9 protein-coding genes are annotated in these 24,150 nt (G+C 41.5%); all 9 read right to left on the bottom strand.

Translation table 11 applies throughout. The features are described from left to right. Positions 1-1,329: fibronectin type III domain-containing protein (locus tag NTX44_10490; GenBank protein MCX6122028.1), on the bottom strand; the 1,329-nt coding region annotated here is incomplete at its 3' end. A 491-nt stretch (positions 1,330-1,820) separates the two neighbouring features. Then, positions 1,821-2,753, bottom strand: coding sequence for a T9SS type A sorting domain-containing protein (locus tag NTX44_10485; protein ID MCX6122027.1), 933 nt, complete (start codon positions 2,751-2,753; stop codon positions 1,821-1,823). Positions 2,754-3,526: 773 nt separating this feature from the next. Beyond that, complete coding sequence (locus tag NTX44_10480) at positions 3,527-4,735, bottom strand: glycosyl hydrolase (protein ID MCX6122026.1); 1,209 nt, start codon at positions 4,733-4,735, stop codon at positions 3,527-3,529. A 307-nt stretch (positions 4,736-5,042) separates the two neighbouring features. Next, positions 5,043-5,945 carry a glycosyl hydrolase gene (locus NTX44_10475; GenBank protein MCX6122025.1) on the bottom strand — a complete coding sequence of 301 codons (903 nt, stop codon included), beginning with the start codon at positions 5,943-5,945 and terminating at the stop codon, positions 5,043-5,045. 292 nt (positions 5,946-6,237) lie between these two features. Beyond that, positions 6,238-8,301: a hypothetical protein gene (locus NTX44_10470; GenBank protein ID MCX6122024.1), complete on the bottom strand. Its 2,064-nt coding sequence runs from the start codon at positions 8,299-8,301 to the stop codon at positions 6,238-6,240. A 417-nt stretch (positions 8,302-8,718) separates the two neighbouring features. Beyond that, on the bottom strand, positions 8,719-21,015 hold the full coding sequence (locus NTX44_10465; GenBank protein ID MCX6122023.1) for an FG-GAP-like repeat-containing protein: 12,297 nt from the start codon (positions 21,013-21,015) through the stop codon (positions 8,719-8,721). 120 nt (positions 21,016-21,135) lie between these two features. Next, positions 21,136-21,834: a hypothetical protein gene (locus NTX44_10460; protein MCX6122022.1), complete on the bottom strand. Its 699-nt coding sequence runs from the start codon at positions 21,832-21,834 to the stop codon at positions 21,136-21,138. Between the two features lie 433 nt (positions 21,835-22,267). Beyond that, entirely contained in the window at positions 22,268-23,563 is a 1,296-nt protein-coding gene (locus tag NTX44_10455) for a SpoIIE family protein phosphatase (GenBank protein MCX6122021.1), read from the bottom strand. Between the two features lie 162 nt (positions 23,564-23,725). Then, positions 23,726-24,145: a hypothetical protein gene (locus tag NTX44_10450; GenBank protein MCX6122020.1), complete on the bottom strand. Its 420-nt coding sequence runs from the start codon at positions 24,143-24,145 to the stop codon at positions 23,726-23,728. Positions 24,146-24,150 lie beyond the last annotated feature (5 nt).

Below are 24,150 nucleotides of genomic sequence, written 5' to 3'. Positions count from 1 at the left end.
TTGTTTTAATGCTGCCAAATTTACTGCGTTTGGATAATTCGCTAACGTAATATCTTTTCCTGCTGCTGGTTCAACATCAACCAACCAAACCTCAAGCCAGAAATTACTGTTACTATCTTTAACTGCTTCAATTACTCCTGATAGCAGGTATGAATTTGCTGCACTAAGTGATAAAGCTTGATAAATCGTTGAGTTAACTTGAGCAGACCAATCGCCAGGAGTAACTGGACCAACAACTCGCAATCCGGGAGCTGTTCCATCGGTAGGAACAGTACCATAGTTATAATCAAAAGTTGCTTGCATACCGCCGCCCAGATCTAAGAGCGCTGTCCAGCCAGTAGATGATCCGAAACTACCGTTTGTAAGTGCATCTGATGGCAGTGTTTTAGTCGTCGCATTTACACTCACAGACGATGAATAATTAAATGCCTTGTCAACAGTATAAATTCGATAATAATACTGAGTGTTCCAGTTTAAGCCTACATCTGTAAATGATGTGCTAGTTCCGAGATAAACCACTTGTTCGCCTGGCGCTATAGTGTTGCCCACTGCGTATATACCGTTGACAGTCGGTACCGTTGATGGATCTGCCAACCCACGCACTACCATGTAACCGCCACTATCAACACCTGTTGAGGGGGCTGTCCAACTCAATTGAATTCGTGTCCCCGAGATCAACGGTGTTGTAGGAGATATTGGCGCATCCGGTGCAACTGAATCAACTCCTCCTGCATATACGACAAAGTCATCGATGTCGAGTGTGATTCCCATAGCTCCGCCAGCACGCACGCCTGCTAAACCCCACTTGGGGAGTAATGAACTTATAATTTTTATTGAATCTGTGTGCTTTACCCATGCATTACTAGTTCCAGCTAATGAAAAGCCGCCAGAAGCAGGAATTCTTGTAAATCCATCTACTGTTCCGTTTAAGGCTATACAAGCTGTCATGACTGCTGCCGTGGCAGTATCACTAGTGGTACGATAGTAATATTGTATTGTATATAGTGTGTTAGCAATAATCGCCCCGCTGTCACAAGTGGGTGACTGTAACGGCCTTCCACCAGAGGCTGCGGTATAAGTATAATTCACATATTTTGGACCTGATCTGCCACCAGTAGCATAAACAGTCGCCGGGCCAGTGTTTACCGTCCAAATAGTTGTTTGCACATCTTTAAAACCAGTATATCGCCATATAGTATCTGCTTTCTGGCCTTCAAAACCGCCGTCCATTTTTGGGAATGTACCAATCACCTGCTGGGCTTGTGCTAAACCTGTAAACAGCATTATGGTCGCAAAAAACAAGGCCATCAGTGTGACAAATGTTTTCATTGATCTCATCTTACTACCCTCCAATGTTAGAATATGGTTAATTAGTTTGTAGTGAATTATTGTATTATTTCTTTAAAGCACATTTACAACTTCCAGCGAATGTGGAATCTATGCTACTACCACTACACTATCATGGCAAGTCGAATAATTGATGAGGAATTTTATAAATTGAAACGGAATTGTCATAAGAATTTATGAATGAACAATAAATATGCCAAAATAAATAATTGAAAATTAATTCATTTTAGAACTTTTAGACTTGAATGCTTATTAAGCGTAATATCATGAATCTTATTATTTTTAATAAGACAGACCCGTTTGCGACATTTTAGATCATGAGTAATGACTTAGATATTGCTATCTTTTATAAAACCGTACGTTTTCATCAAGTTCAGATGAAATCTTAGTGCCGCTAAAAAAAAATGGGGCTAGCTCAATTGAGCCAGCCCCAATCTTTATTACAACAATCTTCTCTATGAAAATTATTTCACTTACTTCATCAGAATCATTTTCTTTGTCGCAGCGAACGATCCTGTTTGCATCTTGCAGAAATAAACTCCGCTATTTAATGCTGCTGCATTCCATTCGACAGGATAACTACCAGCCTGCTTGACTTCATTTACTAAGGTTGCCACTTCGCGGCCAAGTAAGTCGTAGACCTTGATTGATACAAAACCTTCTTTACTCATTTGGTATGTAAATTTTGTGCTAGGGTTAAATGGATTTGGATAATTCTGCTGTAAATTAAATGTCTTTGCAACAGACGCAGCTTCATTCTTCACACCAACAGCACTTCTTGCCTTCAATACTAAATTATCAAGAAGGACGTTATAAGTTCCTCCGCCATTACAACCCGATTTAACAACAAAATACCAAGTTTGACTTCCAGTTCCCTTTATTGAATCTGGTGCAGCGCTGCAAGGTGCAGGAAGTGCAGATAAAAGACCATTATAATTAGCAGGATAAGCAGACTGCCAGCCGTGAAATTTTATATACCCCAAAGCTGTTGCACCATTTGCTACAGTAACATCGGCGCCGCCATCTGTAGGCTCTGTTTGTGTTAAATAAAATTCACACCAAAAATTAAGTGATGTAGTTACAGGATCTTTGACATCTGCATCAAAAGTGTATACAGTTCCAGCTTCAAGAGTAACAGGCTGATAAATTACACTGTTAGATTGCACATTAACGTCAGAATAAGATATTCTCAAACAAGGTGGTATTCCCGTTTTAGGCGTATCAGCCGTGCAATTAAAATCGTAGTCACCAGCAACTGTATAACCTGACATAATCATTGGTCCTAACCAACCATCTGAGGTTCCGAAAGTACCGTTTGTAATCAGGTTCGTTTGCGCATTGGTGAATGTTACCATCGCCATCACGCACAAAGCGATTACGAAGGACGATTGTAAAACTGTTTTCATATCTTTTTCCTTCCTTATATAGGTTTGATAATTAGTGAAATAAATTTATTAACAAATATATTTGTTATATGCTATTTGTCCGCCGCAATATTTACTGGAGTTATACATTACAGAAAATAAACTGATAGGCACATCTCAATATCTACGATGTTACTATATTCCGTCTCTCCGTATGATCTGTTAATAGTGGATATAAAAAATGTCGCGAAAAACAACCTTTTTGAGATATTATATATTTACTTTTTCAGCTTCTTATTTCCTTAGGAACATCACTTTTATATTTGATCAAACCACTATTAATGAAGTGATAGTATTTAGATTAAGCTATCAAAAAATATGCCTCTAAAAATGTTCGATAATTGACTCGTTTTAGAGCTTTTAAGCTTGGCACCTTATCATGGATAATATCTTGAATCATTATATTCAATAAGACGACCTTGATGCAATATGTTAGTTCCTTATCGAAGAAAGGGATATATTTTATGAAAAACTATTTCTTTAAAGCATTATAACTATTCATATCTTTTTGTGTAGCTGAAATCTATGATGTTACATCGACAATATCAAGTCGTAAAACCGTTGATAAATTTTATAGTTTAAAAAATAGAGATAACACAATGAATTTACTATTATTTAAATAATAAATATACATCTAAAAAACACTCTATAATTATCTTATTCTAGAATTTTTGGGAAAATACAAATTGGAGTTAGCTCAATTATACCAGTCCCAATCTTATTTACAGCATACTTCTCTTGTAATTTTTCTTCACTTACTTCATCAGAATTATTTTCTTCGTTTCAACAAACGGTCCTGTTTGCATCTTGCAGAAGTAGACGCCGCTATTTATTGCTGAAGCGTTCCATTTGATAGAATAACCGCCAGCCTGCTTGACTTCATTTACTAACGTTGCCACTTCCCGGCCAAGGAGGTCGAAAACCTTGATCGATACAAAACCTGTTTTACTCATTCGATACGTAAAGTTTGTGCCGGGATTAAATGGATTGGGATAATTCTGCTCTAAGCAAAATGTCTTTACAATAGCTACAGGTTCATTCTCCACACCAGACATGCCATTTAAAGTATCAAACGGAAGATTTAAATAAAGTTGACCAAGTTCAGACAATTGTCCGGTACTAGTAAACAACCATGAATAGTGATTATCTGTACCGGTTCCTCTTCCAATGAACCATGCATATCGGAAGACATCCGATCGTGTTTCACATGTATTTACCATAGACTGCATCTGCACTTTTTGTTTTGCATAAGAATCAATCTGAGCACCGTCTTTCTGGGAGTGCCAATTAGCCATTTCTGTGATCCATATTTTCTTGCCATACTTTTTCAGTTCGTCTAATTTCCCGGATAAGCCGTAATCATACCAGTGATAACCGAGGTAATCGATTTTCGGACTCTTCCCTCCGTTCGCTGATTGGTAAGCGGTATAAAATGCGTCCAGCCAGGCAACCGGGGTTGTATAACCGGACATAGTGCCATAGGTTATCTGAGGTCCGACCAGATAGACCGTGCGTCCTTGATCGGCAAGATCAGAAATGGCCTGCTCATACTTCGGCCAATCTAACGCAGCTTGTGCAGGCGTCCGATTTGCCTGAGTCGTCAAATTTGGTTCATTCATAACAAGGAGATATTGAATCTCAGGGTGAGCAAGTATGAAATTCTTAATTGCTGTAGCATCGAAATTTTGGTTCCAAAGCATAGGAATGAATGCTATGTCGTAGGTTGAATAGAAATCAGAAGGAACGCTTCCTTGAGCGCCAGGAGTTGACCCCCAATTATACCACCAGCTCACGCTGCTGGAAATTGCAGTAAAATCCGCACTGGCAGGAGGTGGATTCCCAAAACATATTCCACGCTTCGGGCTCTTAGTAGGTTTATTCTGGGCTTGCGCTAAATCTGTTAACGACATCATAGTCACACAAAAAAGAATTATTATTGTGCCAAATGTTTGTATTAATTTCATGCTAATGCCAATCAATATGAAAATATGATTAATTAGTTTTGCTCATTTATACCAACATGCACCGTTGACATTTTCCAGATTTCTTCTTGATAATAATTTGAATTAAATCATCATATTAATTACTATCTGATGTTACGCAGAATGCAACAAAATATTGCCACGACCTTCAGGTCGTGGTTTTAATATTTTTAAAAAATCTGGGCTTCAGCCGAAAACGGTTCGAAATGTGGCTAAAGCCGATGCTACTTCCTTTTACTCGTCCACGACGTAAACGTCGTGGCTATAAATCAACTGACTTTGCGTAACATCAGTTACTATTTAATGTATCAAATGGGAGGCTGTTATAAAGTTGACCAAGATCAGATAACTTTCCTGAACTATTAAACAGCCACGAATAATGATTATCTGTACCGGTTCCTCTTGCAATGAACCATGCATACCGGAAAACATCCGAACGTGTTTCGCAGATATTTACCATACTCTGCATCTGCACTGCTTGTTTCGCATAGCTATTAATCTGGGAATTCCAATTTGCCATTTCTGTGATCCATATTTTCTTGCCGTATTTTTGCAGTTTATCCAGTTGTGCGGATAGGCCGTAATCATACCAGTGGAAACCAAGGAAATCAATTTTTGGATCTCTATTTCCATTAGATGCCCTGTAAGCAACGTAGAATGAGTCTAACCATACAACAGGATTTGAGTAACCAGTCATAGTGCCCCAATTCATCTGAGGTCCGACCAGATAGACTGTATCCCCTTGGCTGGCAAGATCAGAAATAACCTGCTCATACTTTGGCCAGATTGTTGCAGCCTGTGCAGGAGTCAGATTATCCTGATCCATCAAATTGGGTTCATTCACAACGAGAAGGTAATGTACTTCAGGGTGAGCAAGAATGTAACTCTCTACATACGCTATATTAGCAGGGCTAGTGTTGCCTCCCCGAAGCATAGGGATAAAGTCAATACCAGTCATAGTCATATTGGGAATTGTTCCCCAGTTATACCACCAGCTTACGCTGCCGGAAATGGCGGCTAGATCCGCCGTGAGAGGCGATGGATTTCCGAAACAAATTCCACGCTTTGGACTCTTAGTAAGGTATGTGGTGGGCGGGTTTCCGGTATCTACCGGAGAAGAAGAATCCTTCTTGCATCCCAAAGTAACGAATAATAAAATGATTAAGGCTAACGCGCTTTTATAATGAATCATGCATTCTCTTTATTAATATTTCAAAATAAACTTTTCCATCTACAAATTAAAGTTTTATTGTTTAATAATATTATTGTGGGAGTTGTCAAAAGGAACAATACCGCATTTTTAACAGGAAAATATATAAATTATTTTTTTCTTTGCATCAAGAACAGATTTGTGATACGTTTTTTATTTTACTTCATCTCCAGCGTCGATTCCTTCAAAGGTAGCCCGCAAGTGGATAGAAATTCACCTGTTAAAATATAATTTAATTTTTGTCAAAAATAATTGTAGCGGACATGTACGATTATTATTTAGATACAACTCTAACAAAGTACCATGTGCATGTATCAGATACTATCTGGCCTTTTCTATATCCCAAAGCTAGAATCTTATTGGCTCCAGAATCAAGAGTAACATTATTCCATTTATAAATATGATCAGAAGATATAAGGATAGAATATGTCTTGTCGTTCACCTGTAATTGTACGGAGTCACAATTGGAATATATTTTTACTTCAACCAGCGAGTCTTGCCTTTGTGTGAACCTTCGGCTTGAAATATATACCATAGGTTCATCGTTCCAATTTGCTTTATAAAAATAGTAAGCATCTTTTTTAATTTTTCTATCTTGCGTTACCAAGCCTTTGTCGTTGACGCCGGGATTTTTACCTTCGTTTCTGCCATCTGAACTAAAATCAAAGCCCACCCACAGTGAAGTGGAAAATAGAAATGGATGTTTTTCAATCCCATTCCAATGTATTTCATGATAAATGTTTTGATATTCTTCTGGATGAAACGGGCCACCCGGATTTGGCTGACTTGGATTTTGTGAATGATCTTGTGTGTTTGCTCCAACACCGTATTCACTAACTCCGATCTTTGAGTTAGGATGCTTTGCATGTATGGAGTCAAGCCAAACACTAAAATCTTTGTAATTTCCGAAATACCAGCCAAAATACTTATTCCAAGATATTACATCAGGAATCCAATGTTCTTGCCGGTCATCGAACATCGCCGCTGCAGTTGTTAAGCGCGTCGAATCCAACGTATGTGCAAGATTATTCAATTCACGAATCAACGGCGTCGGATCAGGTCCGGGCCTGAAGTCAACTTCATTAAATAGGCCCCAGAAACATACCGAAGGATGATTGTAATTTTGTCTAATAAGTTCTGTCAATTGTTGTTTAGCATTTTCAGCGTACAAAGTTGTTGATGTATCAATGTTGTTAACAACCGGGATTTCAGTCCATACTATTATCCCATTTTCATCGCAATAATTATAAATGAATTGGTCATGTTGATAGTGTGCCAATCGTAAATATGTGCATCCTAATTCATTCAGTATGTCCATGTCTTGTTTTCGATCTTCCATCGAAATAGCTCTTCCTTTGTCACGTCGTTCTTCGTGAAACGCAACACCGTGCAAAGGGTACTTCTTGCCATTCAAATAGAAACCTGAATTTGCATCAATAGAATAGAATCTCAATCCAAGGGGTTGGGTCATTGAATCTGTTTTTATTTTATTTTTATAGACCTCAACGATGACAGTGTAAAGATATGGATCACTTTTGCCATTCCACAGATGTGGATTCTTAATGGAAAATAATTGTTCAATATTTTGAGACCTATTCCCTGCAATCTTCACGATAGTATATGTGGAATCGAGAACACTTCCCTCGCGCGTAATTATTTTCGCAGTAACTTTAACATTTGACGTTTTCGATAAATTATTATCGACCATAGTAGATATTTTAATATTTGCGCTGGCATTGCTTATTTTACTTTGAGTTAAAAACACTCCAGACGAAGCTGAAAGTAAAGGAGAAATATTAACAGGGTTAAGAACCAGTAACTCAACGGTGCGTGTAATCCCGCCAAAAAAGGTAAAATCAGCCGAAAGCGGGGGCACTAAAACCGTGGCCGAATTATCTACTTTTACAGCAATTGTATTGAGCTTACCAAACGAAATGTACTTTGTAATATCAAAAATAAATGCCGCATAACTGCCGATGTGTGAACCAACGAGTACACCATTTATGTGTACATCAGTTTTGCAGTTTGCTGAATTAAATTTCAGGTACACCTTTTTTCCAGAAAAGTCCGAAGCAATGCTCATAGATTTCCGGTACCATCCTATACCACGGTAATAATTATTGCCTCCGTCCTGACCATCCAAATTGTTCCATGTGTGAGGCAACCTCACAGTTTCCCACTCACTATCGTCATAAGAGATATCCTGAGCTCCGTCGACATTTTCTTTTTTGAATTTCCAATCTTGGTTGATGTCTATTACTTTTCTGAGTTGCGCGTTTACTGATATGGTATTCAGAAAAGAAAATAGTAAAAAGAATACAGATAGTTTATTTTTCATAAATGGTATGTCCAGCTAGAGTGAAATAGTCATTGAACCCATTGATATAGATAATAATAAAATTATTGGAATGAAACACCTCTTGAGATTCGATGTGCAGCGTCAAATTAACTTAGTTGATTTTATGATCAACTTTCTTCAGAATGAGACATGTATTAAAATCCCGCATCGACTTCGTCTTTGCGGGATTCTCAAAATTACAGTAAACTTAGCTTCTCCCGCTTCGCGGGATCGCTAAGTTTAGTAATTTTGGAAGTGGATAGGGAGGGAATTCCTGCCGGCCTGAATGCAGGCGGTCAGGCGGGGAACCCCCCGGGCACATGGATTTTCAGATCGACCCTGTGCCAAATTTTAAGCGAAGATGATCAGAAAAACGTTTAAGTTACCCTTGACGCTTTGATCACTCATCTGATCATTTTATTTCATGAGTACCATCTTCTTCACATCTGCAAATCGTCTTCCAGGATCATCGACTGAGAAGGTCTCAAGACGATAGAAATATATACCTGTGCTCACGCTCGCCCTCCACTCAACCTCCTGATATCCTTCGCTCATCTCTCGATCAACCACCGTTACGACTCCACGGCCGAGGAGATCATAGATCATCAGTTTCACATGTGACCTCGCGGGCAAGCTGAATCGGATCATCGTGCTCGGATTGAATGGATTGGGATAGTTTTGATATAATACATATTCCTTCGGGAACAGATCAATCCCCATACTGTTCGCCTCAGCAAACGACTTCGAGCCTATGATCAACCGGAAGTTCTTCGTCCCTTTTCCCGTATTCATCATCAGTTGTTGCTTCTCGATGAGACGGTGCACCATCTTCGACTCCACATCAATCAGATATCGATCCATGTGCAATGATTCGATTCCATCGAATGTGAGTACAGTTTTAGCATTCTCATCTGGAGTTAGTAACTTGAAGTCCCATACATATCCCTCAGCACCAGGTGATCGATAATCATGTGTCAGTGCACCTTCTTTTGAATTGAACGATAGGCTGATAGATTTATCGCCTAAGAGAGGCGGTTCAAAGACATCAAGTGTATCGATATCGTCATCCGCATTGGGATCGACACCGATAATATTTTCAATGTCGTCGATCTTATTATCTTCACGTTCAGCCCGGATGCGCAAACTCCAACTATTTTCTTTTGTTGTTGTTCCTGCCAATTCTTTCTTAAATATCGAAGCATTTGGCGGGCGCACAACCGTGTGAGGACGGTCAGCAACATTGAATCGCAGTATTGTCGGTCCACTGTTCCCGATATTTGCAACTATTCCTTCCCAGGCTTTCAGAGTCGTCGGACTCAGCTTCCATCCGCCATTAGTACCTCCTACTCCGACGTATGCCCAAACAGTCTTATTTTTCAGCAGTTCTCCAGTTGCCAGAATCAAACTGTCAATCGGTACATCAAAGTTAAAGGGATTACCAATTGCATTGTAACCAGCTTTGAGCGCAATACCATTCTTATTGATATCCTCCGACTTAGGCACTGTGCCAGGGCCGCTCTTTATGGTAATTGCATCCTTCAAAATCAAGAAGAATGCTTTGCCAGGATCTATAGTTTGCTGGGTTGCAAATGTCGAGTACTCCTCGAACTGGTCATTGGCATTAAGCCTGAAAAAGCGCCATTTCTTTTCATCATACGATCCTAATCCGCTTCGATTTTCCAGCAGATCCTGCGGTGTCTTGTTGTCCAATATCAATGGGACAGAAAACATACGGTAAGCATACTCTGTTGGTGCTCCGCTTGGCAGACTACCAGCACTGGCTTGAGCTACTGGATTTCCACTTTGATCTGAGCGCGTTACGGTTGTGCTGTAATGAATGACTAACGAATGTGTAGGTGTATAAGCAACATTGTCGGCACTGTCTGTCGCAACGATTCTATAGTCAACCCCAAAGAGAGAGTTTGATGAAATAAACGAGGCTGGAATATTTAACGTACCGCCACTCACACTTGGATAATTTGCAGACTGCGCAGTACTCCAGCTTACACCAGCTCTGCGGTACAATAGCTGCAATGATTTCTGACCTGACACGCCATCTGCTGCTGTTGCCTGGATAATTATTGCTTGCGGCGAGGCTGTTTCAAAATTTGCTACTGCTGTGCTATCGTGTTGAATTACCGGAGCAACATCATCATACTTCGCAGCTATCTTAGCACGATTATTTGGATCTTTATTTCCAGTACCATCTTCCAGATATAAATAGATTTGATGTGTTCCCGCCGATGAGATATTTATTTGAAGCGTCTGTGTTGATGTAACGACTGCTTTGCCAGGGGAACTGGTTGTGGGAATCGTATCAATGATATACCAGAGTTTAGCAATTCCAGACGGATCGCTCGGATTAGTCCAAGTGATATTGAATGTATTTTGATTCGTCCAACCAGAAGGCGCAATTTGCACTGCTGTAGGTGCAGAAGGCGGAGTTACATCTTTTGTTACCGCATTTGCCTCGTTTGAATATCCAGAATTGCCGCCTGTGTTATATGCATATACTCTATAATAGTAGGTCGTCATTTCCGCTAATCCAGTGCTGGAATAACTTTGCACGTTCGCACCGAGCGTGGCGATGAGCGCGTATGATCCGCCTGCACCTAATTTTCTTTCAACTTTAAATCCATCCTCGTTGTTCGAAGCATCCGTCCATGACAAGTCGATTTGTGAACCGGAAGTTGCACTCGCTGTCAGGTTCGATGGTGCTGAAGGTGCATTTTGTAATGTTGTTACTGTGATGATATTCGAGCTTGCACTTGTTCCACTAGCATTATACGCACGCACTCGATAGTAATATGTTGTATTTGCATTCAATCCCGTAATACTATAACTCGTCACGTTTGCTGCATCTTTATCATTAAATCCGGCAACGAATGCTGTAAACAAATTATCTGTTGCTACATCAAATCGGTATCCTGTCGCTCCGGTGATCGCATTCCAATTTGCTGTGATGCTTGTCTGCACCACATTCGTTGCGCTCATTGCAGTTGGGGCTGCAGGTGGAGCTGGAGATGTTGTTACCGTGATGACATTCGAACTTACGCTTGTTCCTCCAGTATTATATGCCCGAACCCGATAGTAATATGTTGTACCCTCAATCAATCCTGTCACACTGCAAGCTGTTACATTTGCTACATCTCTATCATTAAAACCAGTAACAAAAGCTGTGAATTCACTGTTTGTTGCTACATCCAATCGATACCCTGTTGCACTGGTTACAGAATTCCAATTTGCAGCAAAACTTGTTTGCTGGATAGTAGTTGCTAAAGTCGCCGTTGGTGCATTTGGTGCTGTTCCTCCTGATGAGGTAGTTACAGTAATACTGTTCGAGACAGGGCTTGATCCACCATTAAAATGAGCCACAACCCGATAATAATATGTTGTACCTGCATTTAATCCGGTTACTACATATGTCACCACGTTTCCAATATTTTTTTCATTATAATCACTGAAAAAAATTGAATAATTATTATCAGTCGCTACATATAAGCCATACCAGGTAGCTCCAGCAACTGATATCCAATTTGCTGTAAAGCTTGTCTGCAACACATTTGTTGCTGCTGTTGCTGTTGGTGCATATAACGCTGTTAATACACTTGAAATATTTGAGCTCGCGCTTGTGCCTCCTGTATTATATGCTCTGACCCGATAGTAATACAGTGTATTAGCACTTAATCCTGTAATTGAATAACTTGTATCATTTCCTATATCTCTATTATTAAAACCGGTAACAAATGTTGTGAATCCAATGTTAGTTGCAACATCTAATCTATATCCTGTAGCTCCGCTGGCTGAATTCCAATGTACCATGAAACTTGTTGGCTGATCATCATCTACCCATAATCCCGTTGGTATTGGCGGTGGAGTTCCAATACCAATCGTATTCCGCAATATAGAAAGCGTGTTGTCACCAGGATTTGATACAACAAGATCAGGTTTGCCATCTCCATCCACATCACCTATCACAACTCGCTCAGGATTTCCACCAGCTGCAAAATCTACTTTAGGTGCAAACGAAATGTTACCGTTTGTGCTCATATTCCGATATATGGAAATTGTATTGCTTCCACTATTCGCCACTGCTAGATCAAGTTTGCCATCTCCATCCAAATCACCGATAACAACGATTCTAGGACTATTACTTGCTGCATAATCAATTCTTGGTGCAAATGAGATGTTACCGTTTGAACTTGTATTGCGAAACACTGAAACAGTACTGTCATTCTTATTCACCAAAGCTAGATCAGGTTTACCGTCTCCATCTAAATCACCTATCGAAAATCCACCAGGCATATTACCAGTTAAAAAATCTACTTTGGCGGCAAATGAACTATTTGTAATGCTACCGTTAACACTTATGTTTCGAAATACTGAAATTGTATTGCTGCCGTTATTCGTTACAATTAAATCTGGTCTTCCGTCTCCATCCAAGTCGCATATTTTAACACTCCATGGATTAATACCAGTACTTAAACTCACTTTTGGTGCAAACGAAACACCGCCTTTTGTACTCGTATTCTTAAGTATAGAAATCGTATTGCTGGACCAATTTGTTACTACCAGATCCGGCTTGCCATCTCCATCCAAATCTCCTATAGTAACTGTTCCGGGATTAATGTCTGTTGCGAAATCCACCTTGTTTGCGAAAGAATTGTTTCCTATGCTACCGATAGTGCTTATATTTCGAAACACTGAAACTACATTGCCTTGGACATTCGTTACCGATAGATCAGGCTTGCCGTCTCCATCTAAATCACCTATCCCAGCGTCACAAGAGACACCATCACCTACTGTATTACCCATTAAAAAATCTACTCTGTTGGCAAATGAGCTGGTCGTTACGCTGCCACTAACACTTGTATTCCTATACAAGGAAAATGTATTGTCGTTCCAATTCACTACTGATATATCAGGCTTACCGTCACCATCCAAATCATATATTTTTACATCATGAGGACCGCTGCCTGTTGCAAAATCCACTTTTGCAGCAAATGACGAACTTGTAATGTTACCACCGCTGGAGAAAGTAACAATGAATGGATTGGTCGAGCATGCAATCAATCCATTTGTTAAATCTGTCACCGTAATCGGTTCATAAGTTGCGCCAGTAGGGACCGTTACTCGTAACTCGGTACTCGTTACTGCTGTCACCGTCGCTTTCACTGCGCCAAAATAGACTATGTTATTAGCGGCTGTTGTGTTAAAGTTTGTGCCGGTAATTGTTACCGTTGTGCCAATGGGACCAGAGGTTGGAGTGAAGGAGGTGATGGTGGGAGGTAATACCACTCCGCTTATTGTCGCCTTCACTGCAAAGCTCTTTGCTCCTTCAAATCCGGTCGAGTCAACGGCGGATACACGATAGTAATATGAGTTACCAACGACGAGTGATGAATTTGTATAAAGCAGTTGAGCAGTTGAGTCTATGACTGATAAGTTCGTAGAGTCAGCGCCACGATAAATTTTGTACCTCATTAACGGCACAGCTCCACCGCCGTTTTGCCAGGAGAGATTAACCGTTGCACCGCTTGCATTTGCAACAAGGTTTTTTGGTGGAAGTTGAAGGTTGAATTCCTGCGGCATCCGCTCCTTATTTGAAATCCGTATTTCATCAATAGCTCCCAAGAATCCCTGATTATCAGGTACAGAGCCGAAAGTTAATGATTGTGTGTTGGATGCATTACTCAGATTTGCCGCCAGGATTGATACGAGGATACCGTCAACATATAACTTCCCTCCTGTAAGTGTTTTAACCGCTGATATGTGATGCCATTTTCCGTCCGCGACTGAAGAGCTTGAAACCAATTGTACCATGCCTGTCGTAGCGTTTATCTGGGCATAAACTCTACCGGAGTAATCCATATAAAACATGTATCCTTCGCCTCCGTGTTTTCTTAAAAATGTACGACTTGTCGCAGTCGCAACATTTAGCCACATCTCGCAAGTGAAGGCGCCCGATGGAAAATCAATGGTCGCACTATTGGGCACATCAATATAATTTGCTCCGCCGTCAAAATACCGTGCCTTCCCAAATCTTCCCTCGACTACCGATGTTCCCGTTGCCATCCCGTTGTTTGCATTGGTGCTCGCATCGTAAACAGTGCTCCCTGCCGCTTCATCCATGTGCATGAGGAGAACTGTGTTGGCATCGGTAGCGTACTCACCAAGCAATGTCGTCGGTGTTATAGAGCCATTTGACAAAATTATTACTGTATTTGAAATACTATTCACCGATGCAAGATCGATAGTTCCATTTCCATCAAAATCTACTGCAGTAATTGAACAGGGTGTACTTCCCCCCACTCCCGGCCTGAAGCTCTGTGTGAATGTTCCGCTGCCATTGTTAATAAATATTGCAGCTATATTCGAACCATAATTACAAGCTACTGCAAGATCGATATCTCCATCTCCGTCAAGATCACTTGCAGTAATTGAACGCGGAGTTCCGCCCACACTCAGCGAGGAACTCAGTATAAAGGTTCCGCTGCCATTATTCAAGAGGATCGAAACAGTATTAGGGTTACCATCATTCGTTACTGCCAGATCGAGATATCCATCTCCGTTAAAATCTCCTGAAGTGATTGACCAGGGAACGGGTCCCACACCCGTCGTGGAACTTTGTGTGAATGTTCCGCTGCCATTGTTCAATAGGATTGAAACTGTATTGGAGTTACTATTCGCCACCGCAAGATCGATATCTCCATCTCCATCAAAATCTCCTGCAGTGACTGATTGTGGATTATTACCTACTGCCGGTGTAGATGTTTGTGTGAATATTCCACTGCCATTGTTCAAAAGGATCGAGACTGAATTGGAAGAGTAATTCGCCACTGCAAGATCGATATCTCCATCTCCATCAAAATCTCCTGCGGTGACTGATTTCGGATCACTTCCCACACTCACCGTAGAACTTTTTGTAAAGATTCCACTGCCATTATTTAACAGAATTGAAATTGTACCGGAAACATTATTCACAACCGCAAGATCGAGATCTCCATCTCCATCAAAATCTCCCGCTGTGATTGAGTTCGGAGTGTATCCGACTGCCGGTGTGGAACTCTGTATGAACGTTCCGCTACCATTGTTCAAGAGGATAGAAACTGTGTTAGAAGTATTATTCGCAACCGCAAGATCGATATCTCCATCCCTATCAAAATCTCCTGCAACGACCGATTGTGGATCATTCCCTACTCCTGGTGTAGAAGTCTGGGTAAATATTCCACTGGCTGTATTTGTTTTTATCGTAAAGCTCCATGTCAATGCATGAGCAAATGAATCACCTGATAGATTTTTAATTCTACGTGTCGCCGTTACCGTAATGATTTCGCCCACTCTGAATTGTACGTCCGGATAAAGGGTAAGGGTTTTTGTCGAGCTATTATAATTCTGAGTAAATATATGCTTACCACTTTGTGTTCCATTGATACAAATTGAGGATGAGGAAATCGTAGCCTGATCAATATCTTTATCAAATGTGACAGCGATGGTTGCATTCTTTAAAACATCAATCCTATTACACCCCGGAGAGTATCCGATAATGATTGGTGGCGATGATGCTCCACTTATTGTCGCCTTCACGGCAAAACTCTTCGCTCCTTCAAATCCTGTCGAGTCCACTGCGCTCACGCGATAATAGTAGAGTCCGGTCACCAGACCGGACTGAGTACGAGATGTAGAAGTCGTCGAATCGACAAGTGCTACATTTGTAGAGTCAGCCCCGCGATAAATTTTGTACCGCATGAGTGGTAGCGCACCGCCGCCATTTTGCCAATTCAGGCTGGCAGTTGTTCCATTAACTGTTATAGCGAGATTGACCGGCGGGAGCTGAATATCAAACTCCTTCGGTGAGCGGGCAATTTTCGAGATTCTTACTTCATCCAGGATAGTGTTTACCGAGAATGCACTTTCGCCTATTAAGAATGATCCGCCAAGAGAATCTATATTACCAAATGAAGAAATATCATTTTGAGCTTGCAGCATTCCATCTGCATACAGGTATGCGACACCTTCTTTTTTCACCACCGCCAGATGATGCCAGCGGCCATCATTAAGTTTTACGAAACTGCTTAATGAAATACCATTCCCGCTATTGCTCATAGTGAAAATAGGAAATCCATCTGCAATTCCAAGCCGCCAATATTTTACTGGACCCCATCCATGTTCAATATAAGGTTGTGAAAAATTGGTTGATGTGGTATTAATCCACACTTCAGCTGTAAAATCCTGTGTACCGAATGTCAGGTTTTTAAAATTCATGATTTCTATCTGGGCATTTTGAGAACCATCGAAAGAGCGTGCTCCTCCGAAGCGGCCGGATTCAGTGATCTTTGCACCTGCACTTGCTGTTCCGTTGTTACCAAAACTGCTTGCATCGGACACACTACTCCCTGCAGCTTCATCCATGTGCATTAAGAGAACTGTGTTAGCATCGGGATTATATTCTCGTTGTGCGTTGAGCACTGATGGCGTTGTATTTACTTCGTTGCTGTACGCACTCTCCAACCTTGCACTATCCACAGCCGTGATGCGGAAATAATACATCGTTCCATTCGTCAATCCGGTTATGACCTTTGAGGTATCTGAGATGCCCGCTGTTGTAGAGTCCGACACAATTGTCGGACCAGACGAGGTACCTCGATAAATGCGATATCTCAGGAAGTCGCTCTCTGTGTTCTTGCTCCATTTGAGTGTAACCTGGCCGTTGCCGGCGATAGCGGTGAGGTTTTGAGGAATAGCGGGAGCGGTGTTGCTTGTCCATCCACCTTCATGATAAAGCGAATTAATTTCCGTTTCACTCAACGCGCGGTTGTAAATGCGGATGTCATCTAGCACACCTTTGAACCATTGAGAGGGAATGCTATTATATTTTATCCCAATTGCTGTGCGAATAGACAGATTTGATACAGTTCCGAACGTAAGAATTGTGTCAACAATCTTGATCCCATTTAGATAAATTTTGCAACCTTGAACATCATCATATGTAGCAACAATATGTCGCCAATAATTGTCATACTGAAATGAACCAGCTTGTGAAAGAACTCCAACGCCATTTGAAGGTGGAATATTATTTACACCAAATCCAATCTGTCCTGTTGGTGTAACCTCTAATCTGAATACACGTGTCGCAGTGCCACCTAAATATCGATCATCAGCCCTTTGAATGAGCGCAGCACCAACAGAGGCGAGACTTGGAGATTTTGCCCAACATGACAAAGTAAGTTGATGTGAATTTCCACAGAGAGTAGTATTCCCTATGTCTATCCAATCTCCTGAACCATTTAAGGAGTAAGCATTGTTTAAATTTCCCAATCTATCCGTTGTGAGTGTCGCTCCATTCACTGTCCCATTGTTTCCGTTTCCACTCTCATCGTTTGCATTACCATTAAATGGATACCAAGCAACAAGACCATCCGAACGGCCGACAGTATTACGGAGGACTGATACGGTATTGTTGATGCCATTGGCAGCCACAATATCAGGTTTTCCGTCTCCATCCATATCGCAGGTAGATACGCCTAACACACCTGACCCTGTGGTATAATCCGATTTTGCGGCAAAGGAAACTGCACCGGTGGTGCTTGTATTTCGCAGCACCGATACGGTAGCACTGGTATTATTGGTCACCACGATATCAGGGTTTCCGTCTCCATTCATATCACCGATGGATACTCCATACGAACCTGCCCCTATAGCAAAATCCACTTTTGTCGCAAAGGATATAGAACCGGTTGTGCTTGTATTGCGCAAGACCGATACTGAAGCAACGGTCCAATTTGCAACCACGATATCCGGGTTTCCATCTCCATCCACATCCCCGATGGAAATTCCATACGGATTTGTTACTGTGGCAAAATCCACTTTTGCGGCAAAGGAAACCGCGCCGTTTGTGCTTGAATTGCGCAGTACGGATACTGTATTACTGCTACCATTTGCGATCACGATGTCCGGATTCCCGTCTCCATCCACATCCCCCATGGATACACCCAGAGGAGCTGCCCCTGTGGCAAAGTCCACTTTGGTCGCAAAAGAGACGGTACCGCTGGTGCATGTATTGCGCAGAACCGATACGGTATTCCCGGACCAATTTGTCGCGATGATATCGAGTTTTCCGTCTTTATCCACATCCCCGATAGATACTCCCCGGGGTGCGGAGCCCGTGGCAAAATCCACTTTTGCTGCAAAGGAGATAGTGCCGCTTGTGCACGTATTACGCAGTACCGATACGGTATTGCTGGCCCAATTTGTGACGATAATATCGGGTTTTCCGTCTCCATCCACATCCCCGATAGATACTTCATACGGACTTATCCCTGTCGCGTAATCCACTTTTGCTGCAAAGGAGACCGTGCCGGATGTGCTCGTATTGCGCAGCACCGATATCGTGTTACCATCATAATTGGTAAGGATGATATCGGGTTTCCCATCTCCATCCACATCACTAACAGAGACATGGTGCGGATTTGCCCCTGTGGCAAAATCCACCTTTGCGGCAAATGAGTTCGCATCGATCGTTGGAGACCCTGTAAATGTCGGCGTGAACGGTATGCGTGACACTACCAGCAAATGTGTTGTCGTATCTGTTACGGTGATTGGTGCGTACGTTGCACCTGTTGGTACTATTACACTGAGCGAAGTCGAAGTGGCTGCTGTCACCGTCGCTTTCACCGCACCAAAATAAACAATATTATTCGAGGCTGTTGTATTAAAGTTTGTGCCTGTGATAGTTACTGTTGTACCAATGGGACCGGAGGTTGGAGTGAAGGATGTGATGGTGAGAGGATATGGCCCAGGCAAGGCAGAAACAAATAAACCATTAACAGTTCCAGCATAAAGACCATGTTCAATAGTTGCAAAAGCAAGAATTAATTTACTTGCCATTCCAGTATTAACCGCAGCCCAGCTTGAACCATTGTTTGAAGATAGATAAATCCCTGAACTTACAGTTCCTGCAAAGAGATTCGTTCCATCAGCAAAAAGAGATTCAATGGGAATTGCGTTTAATGCAGAACCGGTAGCATTCCAGTTTAAACCGTTGTTGGTTGAAAGAAATACACCGCCTGCATTAGTACCAGCAAATAGATTTGTACCGATAGTAGCAAAACATCTAACTTGAGTATTTGTTAGTCCAGAATTGGCCCCACTCCAACTTGTACCATTATCCGTAGAAATAAATATCCCTTCCCAAGTTCCAGCAAATAGATTCGTCCCACTAACAATAAAATCGTAAACCAGCAAATTTGAAGTTCCTATATTAATCGCACTCCAGCTCAAACCGTTATTGGTTGAACGAAATGCACCATTGGCACCTGTTCCGGCAAAGACATTTGCACCATTCGCATAAAGAGTATTAATGGGTATGCCAGGTATTCCTGATTTTATAGCTATCCAATTTGAGCCATTGTTTGTTGATAAAAACAGGCCACCACTTGTCCCAGCTAAAATATACTCGCCGCTAATTGCAAGAGATAAAATCTGACTATTTGCTAGACCAGATAATCCAGAATTAACCTCAGTCCAATTTGATCCTTTATCGGTAGATAAAAATACACCACCATATTCAGTTCCTGCAAAGAGATAAGGATTCCCTACGCCGTTTTCGGCAGGTTTAACTAAAAGAGCAGTAACCTTATAGGCATTCAAACCACCATTTATGGCATTCCAGGTTCCACCATTATTAGTCGAAAGGAACACTCCACTTCCTAATGTTCCGGCAAATAAACTCCCACCGGAAGCAGGATTGACAGCAAGACAAATGACAGTAGTATTCGACATTCCACTACTAGCAGTACTCCATGTTGCACCGTTGTTTGTGGAAAGAAATACTCCGCCTTCAGTAGTTCCTGCAAATAGATTAGTACCACTCATGGCAAGAGCTTTGATTATTGTAGAAGTTAATCCGGTATTAACCGCACTCCAGCTTGCACCATTGTTAGTAGATAGAAATACACCAGACCAGGTTCCTGCAAAAATATTTGAACCACTTGCAACAAGAGCATAAACCCCTGTACCTGGTAAGATTGATAATCCTGAATTCACTGCAGTCCAGCTTGCCCCATTATTTGTTGAAAGAAAAATGCCACCATTATTAGTCCCAGCAAAAATATTTGTACCGGTGATGACAATATCATTAACATACTTATCTGTTAATCCGTTATTAACTTCGCTCCAGATTAATCCGTTATTTGTAGAAAGAAACACCCCATTCAAAGTTCCAGCAAAGATATTCGTCCCGCTAATAGCAAAAGAAAAAACTAAAGTATTCGGCAATCCTGTATTGTAATAATTCCAGTTTGTACCATTGTTGGTAGAAAGAAAAACACCGCCGTCAGTCGCAGCAAAAAGATTCATCCCACTGATAGCAAGATCATAAATATACATAGATGTCAATCCCGTATTTACGGCACTCCAGCTTGTTCCGTTATCAGTAGAAAGAAATACACCACCTCCCTCAGTTCCGGCAAATAGATTTGAACCGCTGACAGCTAGAGCTCTAACAATTCCTCCATATGGCCCATTCGTTTGTTGCCAATTTATTTGGCTGAGTGCAACCTGGGAAAAGAAGGTAAAGAGAAGAAGGAGTAAAGAAAACCTTGTCAAGGTTCCCTTTAAACTCTCCGACCGCTTTAAGCGATCGGAGAGATTTCTTTTGACAAGGTTGCCAGTTTTCATTTTCAGTGTGGTGGAATTTTGTAGTGAAGTCTCCATAATCGCCCCATCCATATTTCTGCAAGACCTGATGATAACTAATTATATTATCTGTAAGACAGTCAGATTCCCGATATCTCACTTAGCCAAACGTAGGGAAGATATCGGGAATCTATCCAATCATGGCAATGTCGGCGGCCCTGGTAATTTCTCCTCAACTGTCGGCGTCGTCTCCTGTGGTTTTAAGAAATAATAAGCCGCTGCCCCTCCTGCTACCACCACTGCTCCACCAATATACCACAACCATTTTGATGAACTTGTTTTTCCCACACCAGCTTTTACTATCTGTTTTCCCGAGACTTCTTCCGCCATCTGTTGGGCAATCTCCGGTATCACTTCTTCAGCCAGTCCTTCGATGTCACCGCTATATTGCTGGCTTTTGTTAATCTCGATCTGCGATGTAGCAATATCCAGCATCTGGATATTGACACTAAAGATCTTTCCGATCTTACCGATCGTGCCGGCAAACATCTTCTGTACTTTCAGTATTTTTCCTGCCTCTACAATACACTCTACTTGTGAACACGCTTCGCTCTGCTGGAATCCCTGTTCCTGAAGAATCGTCTTGATCCGGTTCCGATCAATAACAGTAAATTCTCCTGTTTCTACCATCTGCGAGCTGAACAAGTCAGATAATGATGCCGCTTCACCGCGTGAAAGTCCTTCGCGGGCATCAAAGTCCATGACAGCGATATTGAGCTTTTGAGGCGCAGCTTTTTTCTGCTGACCGATTAAACTAAATGATATGACAGCATTAAGAAATAATGCCAGAAGAATTAATGTGGTATTCCCATTGCGCCCATTGTGATAGAGATGCATGACAACCTCCAAGTCTTTACACTCTCACCCACATCAGTACCGTACAACACACCTCTACTTCGGTGAGCGAGATGAATCAAGGTTTATGATGGTAAAGTCAAGAAAAGAAAAAGCAGTCTGTGTGTAGTAAATGGAATCCCGAGTTCGGATTTGCCTTCTTTTCTAGTGGTAATTGTAGTGAGAAAGCACAAGACTATCAAGTGATACGCAACACAAGTTTATCTCTCGATTGTGTACTATAAGGATTTTTGGGAGGATATTCTCGCTTCCAAGCTCTGCTTGGAAGCGTTGATGGTGGAAGCTCTGCTTCCATTATACTTTAGCATTCTCTCTCAACATATTCTATAATTCGAAGCTGAGCTTCGCCATCTTCCGTTCCCAACAAGATGTTGGGAACGAGGTGATAAATCTACACCGGCTTGCACGCTTTGCGTTATCTTGTGGCGGATGTCTCGAGGTCTCTCTTCAGTACCAATAACGTCAAATCATCGGACATCGGATTATTTCCTACAAATCCTCGGACATCTCTTACGATACATTCTTTTATCGTTTCAGCAGTTGTGTCTATGTTTTTGAGAACACATTCTCGCAATTTCTCTTCACTATATTGTTGAAGCGTTCTATTTGCCGCCTCTGTCACTCCATCAGTATACACAACCAACGTATCGCCTTGGTGCAGTTCTATTAGATGTGTCTCAAACTGCTGTTCTTCCACCATTCCCAGAGGTAACCCGCTTGCCATAAGTTCGTTGATCTCGTTTCTGTTTTTTCGGAAAAGAAATGGCGGGTTATGGCCGGCATTCACATAGGTGAACGTATGATGAACCGGATCAAAAATCATGATAAAAAAAGTGATGAAGCGTTCTGCTGGACTATTATTGTAAACAAGAGTATTCAATTTCCTCACAAGCTCGAGCAATTCTATTGGATACTGAAGGAACACTCGCAATAAGGCATGCAACGTCGATACTAAAAGAGCTGCTGGAATTCCTTTTCCGCAGACGTCAGCCATGGTGATAGCATATTTTCCATCCTTAAGTGGAATGATGTCGTACGAATCACCACCGATTGCCGCACACGGTTGGACCATTGCGGAGAGTTCATATGATGGAATTTGAATTTTTTCTTTTGGAAAAAGCTGCTGCTGCATTTCAGCGGCGATCTGAATTTCTTTATCCACTCGTGCATGTTCAAGATCCGCCTGATAGAGTCTCGCATTTTCTATTGCGAGTGAAGCATGCTCAGAAAATGCATCCAGGAATAATTCATCGTTCCGGTTAAACACGCCGCGTTTTTTGTTGATGATCTGGAAGACCCCAATAATGACTCCGTTTCTATCTCTCATTGGCCTGCACAGCATCGTTCTTGTATGAAAACCAGATTTTTTATCAATAGCCGAATAGAATCGTTTATCTTTGCTTACAGCTTTCAGGTTGATTGTTTTCCCTGTCTCAGCAACCGTTCCAGAAATGCCGGTCCCGATCGGCAATCTGATTTCGACCAGTCCAGTCCCTTTTACCACTTTTGACCAGAGTTCCTGGGATCGTTCGTCGATGAGATAGATCGTTCCTCGTGCCGCATTAAGATTCTTCGTGGCATGGTCGAGAATAATGGAGAGAAGTTTATCCAGATCAAATGTGGTGTTGAGTTGTTTCGCTGCATCGATGAGCGATTCCAGCTTCCGGATATACAATCGCTTTGCGTCAGCTTTTTTCTTTGGCGGAGCCATGTTCTATTCTCCTCTTTGTTCCCCTCGTGTTTATAGCTACATAGGACGACCATAAAACCTAAATAACAGCGAATAAAAAACCGGATAAATTGTATTCTTGATTATGCCCGCTTCAATTACTTTGTTGTATGATTTTCTTATCGCTCTTATCGATATCGAAAATTATCCAATATGTTGTTCCTTCTTCAATTGTATCATTTCGCCAATCCAGGCACCGAGGACCGAGCAGAATAATCCCGCCACCATCCAAGTCAACATTATGAAAATATCTTTTTTATAACTAAAGATTTGAAAATGAGCATTCATAGCCAGACCGAGAATAAATAGATAGGCTATAGAGGAGATCAGCGGTTCAAGAATAGTGACACCTCTCGACCGGTAACCGATATACATACTCGTTTGCACCAATCCAAAAAAGATCCAGAGCGGCAGTAGAATATTGAATCCTTTCCAATAATCAAATAAACGTAAGATAATAGCTGTCGGAATGAGATGGAATGTCACAAGTAAACAAAATCCAACCCAAACCCATTGCCAATTTACAATGCGGCTTATTTTAATTGATGTTCGTTCTTCGTTCATAGAAT

It is taken from the genome of Ignavibacteriales bacterium (genome assembly GCA_026390575.1).
Taxonomy (GTDB): domain Bacteria; phylum Bacteroidota; class Ignavibacteria; order UBA10030; family UBA10030; genus Fen-1298.
This window is presented reverse-complemented; position numbering and strand designations above follow the sequence as displayed.

Bases quoted from the DNA above. Each gene is read 5' to 3' on its own strand.
- NTX44_10485 (MCX6122027.1), bottom strand. From the start codon at position 2,753: ATGAAAACAGTTTTACAATCGTCCTTCGTAATCGCTTTGTGCGTGATG.
- NTX44_10480 (MCX6122026.1), bottom strand. From the start codon at position 4,735: ATGAAATTAATACAAACATTTGGCACAATAATAATTCTTTTTTGTGTG.
- NTX44_10475 (MCX6122025.1), bottom strand. From the start codon at position 5,945: ATGATTCATTATAAAAGCGCGTTAGCCTTAATCATTTTATTATTCGTT.
- NTX44_10470 (MCX6122024.1), bottom strand. From the start codon at position 8,301: ATGAAAAATAAACTATCTGTATTCTTTTTACTATTTTCTTTTCTGAAT.
- NTX44_10465 (MCX6122023.1), bottom strand. From the start codon at position 21,015: ATGGAGACTTCACTACAAAATTCCACCACACTGAAAATGAAAACTGGC.
- NTX44_10460 (MCX6122022.1), bottom strand. From the start codon at position 21,834: ATGCATCTCTATCACAATGGGCGCAATGGGAATACCACATTAATTCTT.
- NTX44_10455 (MCX6122021.1), bottom strand. From the start codon at position 23,563: ATGGCTCCGCCAAAGAAAAAAGCTGACGCAAAGCGATTGTATATCCGG.
- NTX44_10450 (MCX6122020.1), bottom strand. From the start codon at position 24,145: ATGAACGAAGAACGAACATCAATTAAAATAAGCCGCATTGTAAATTGG.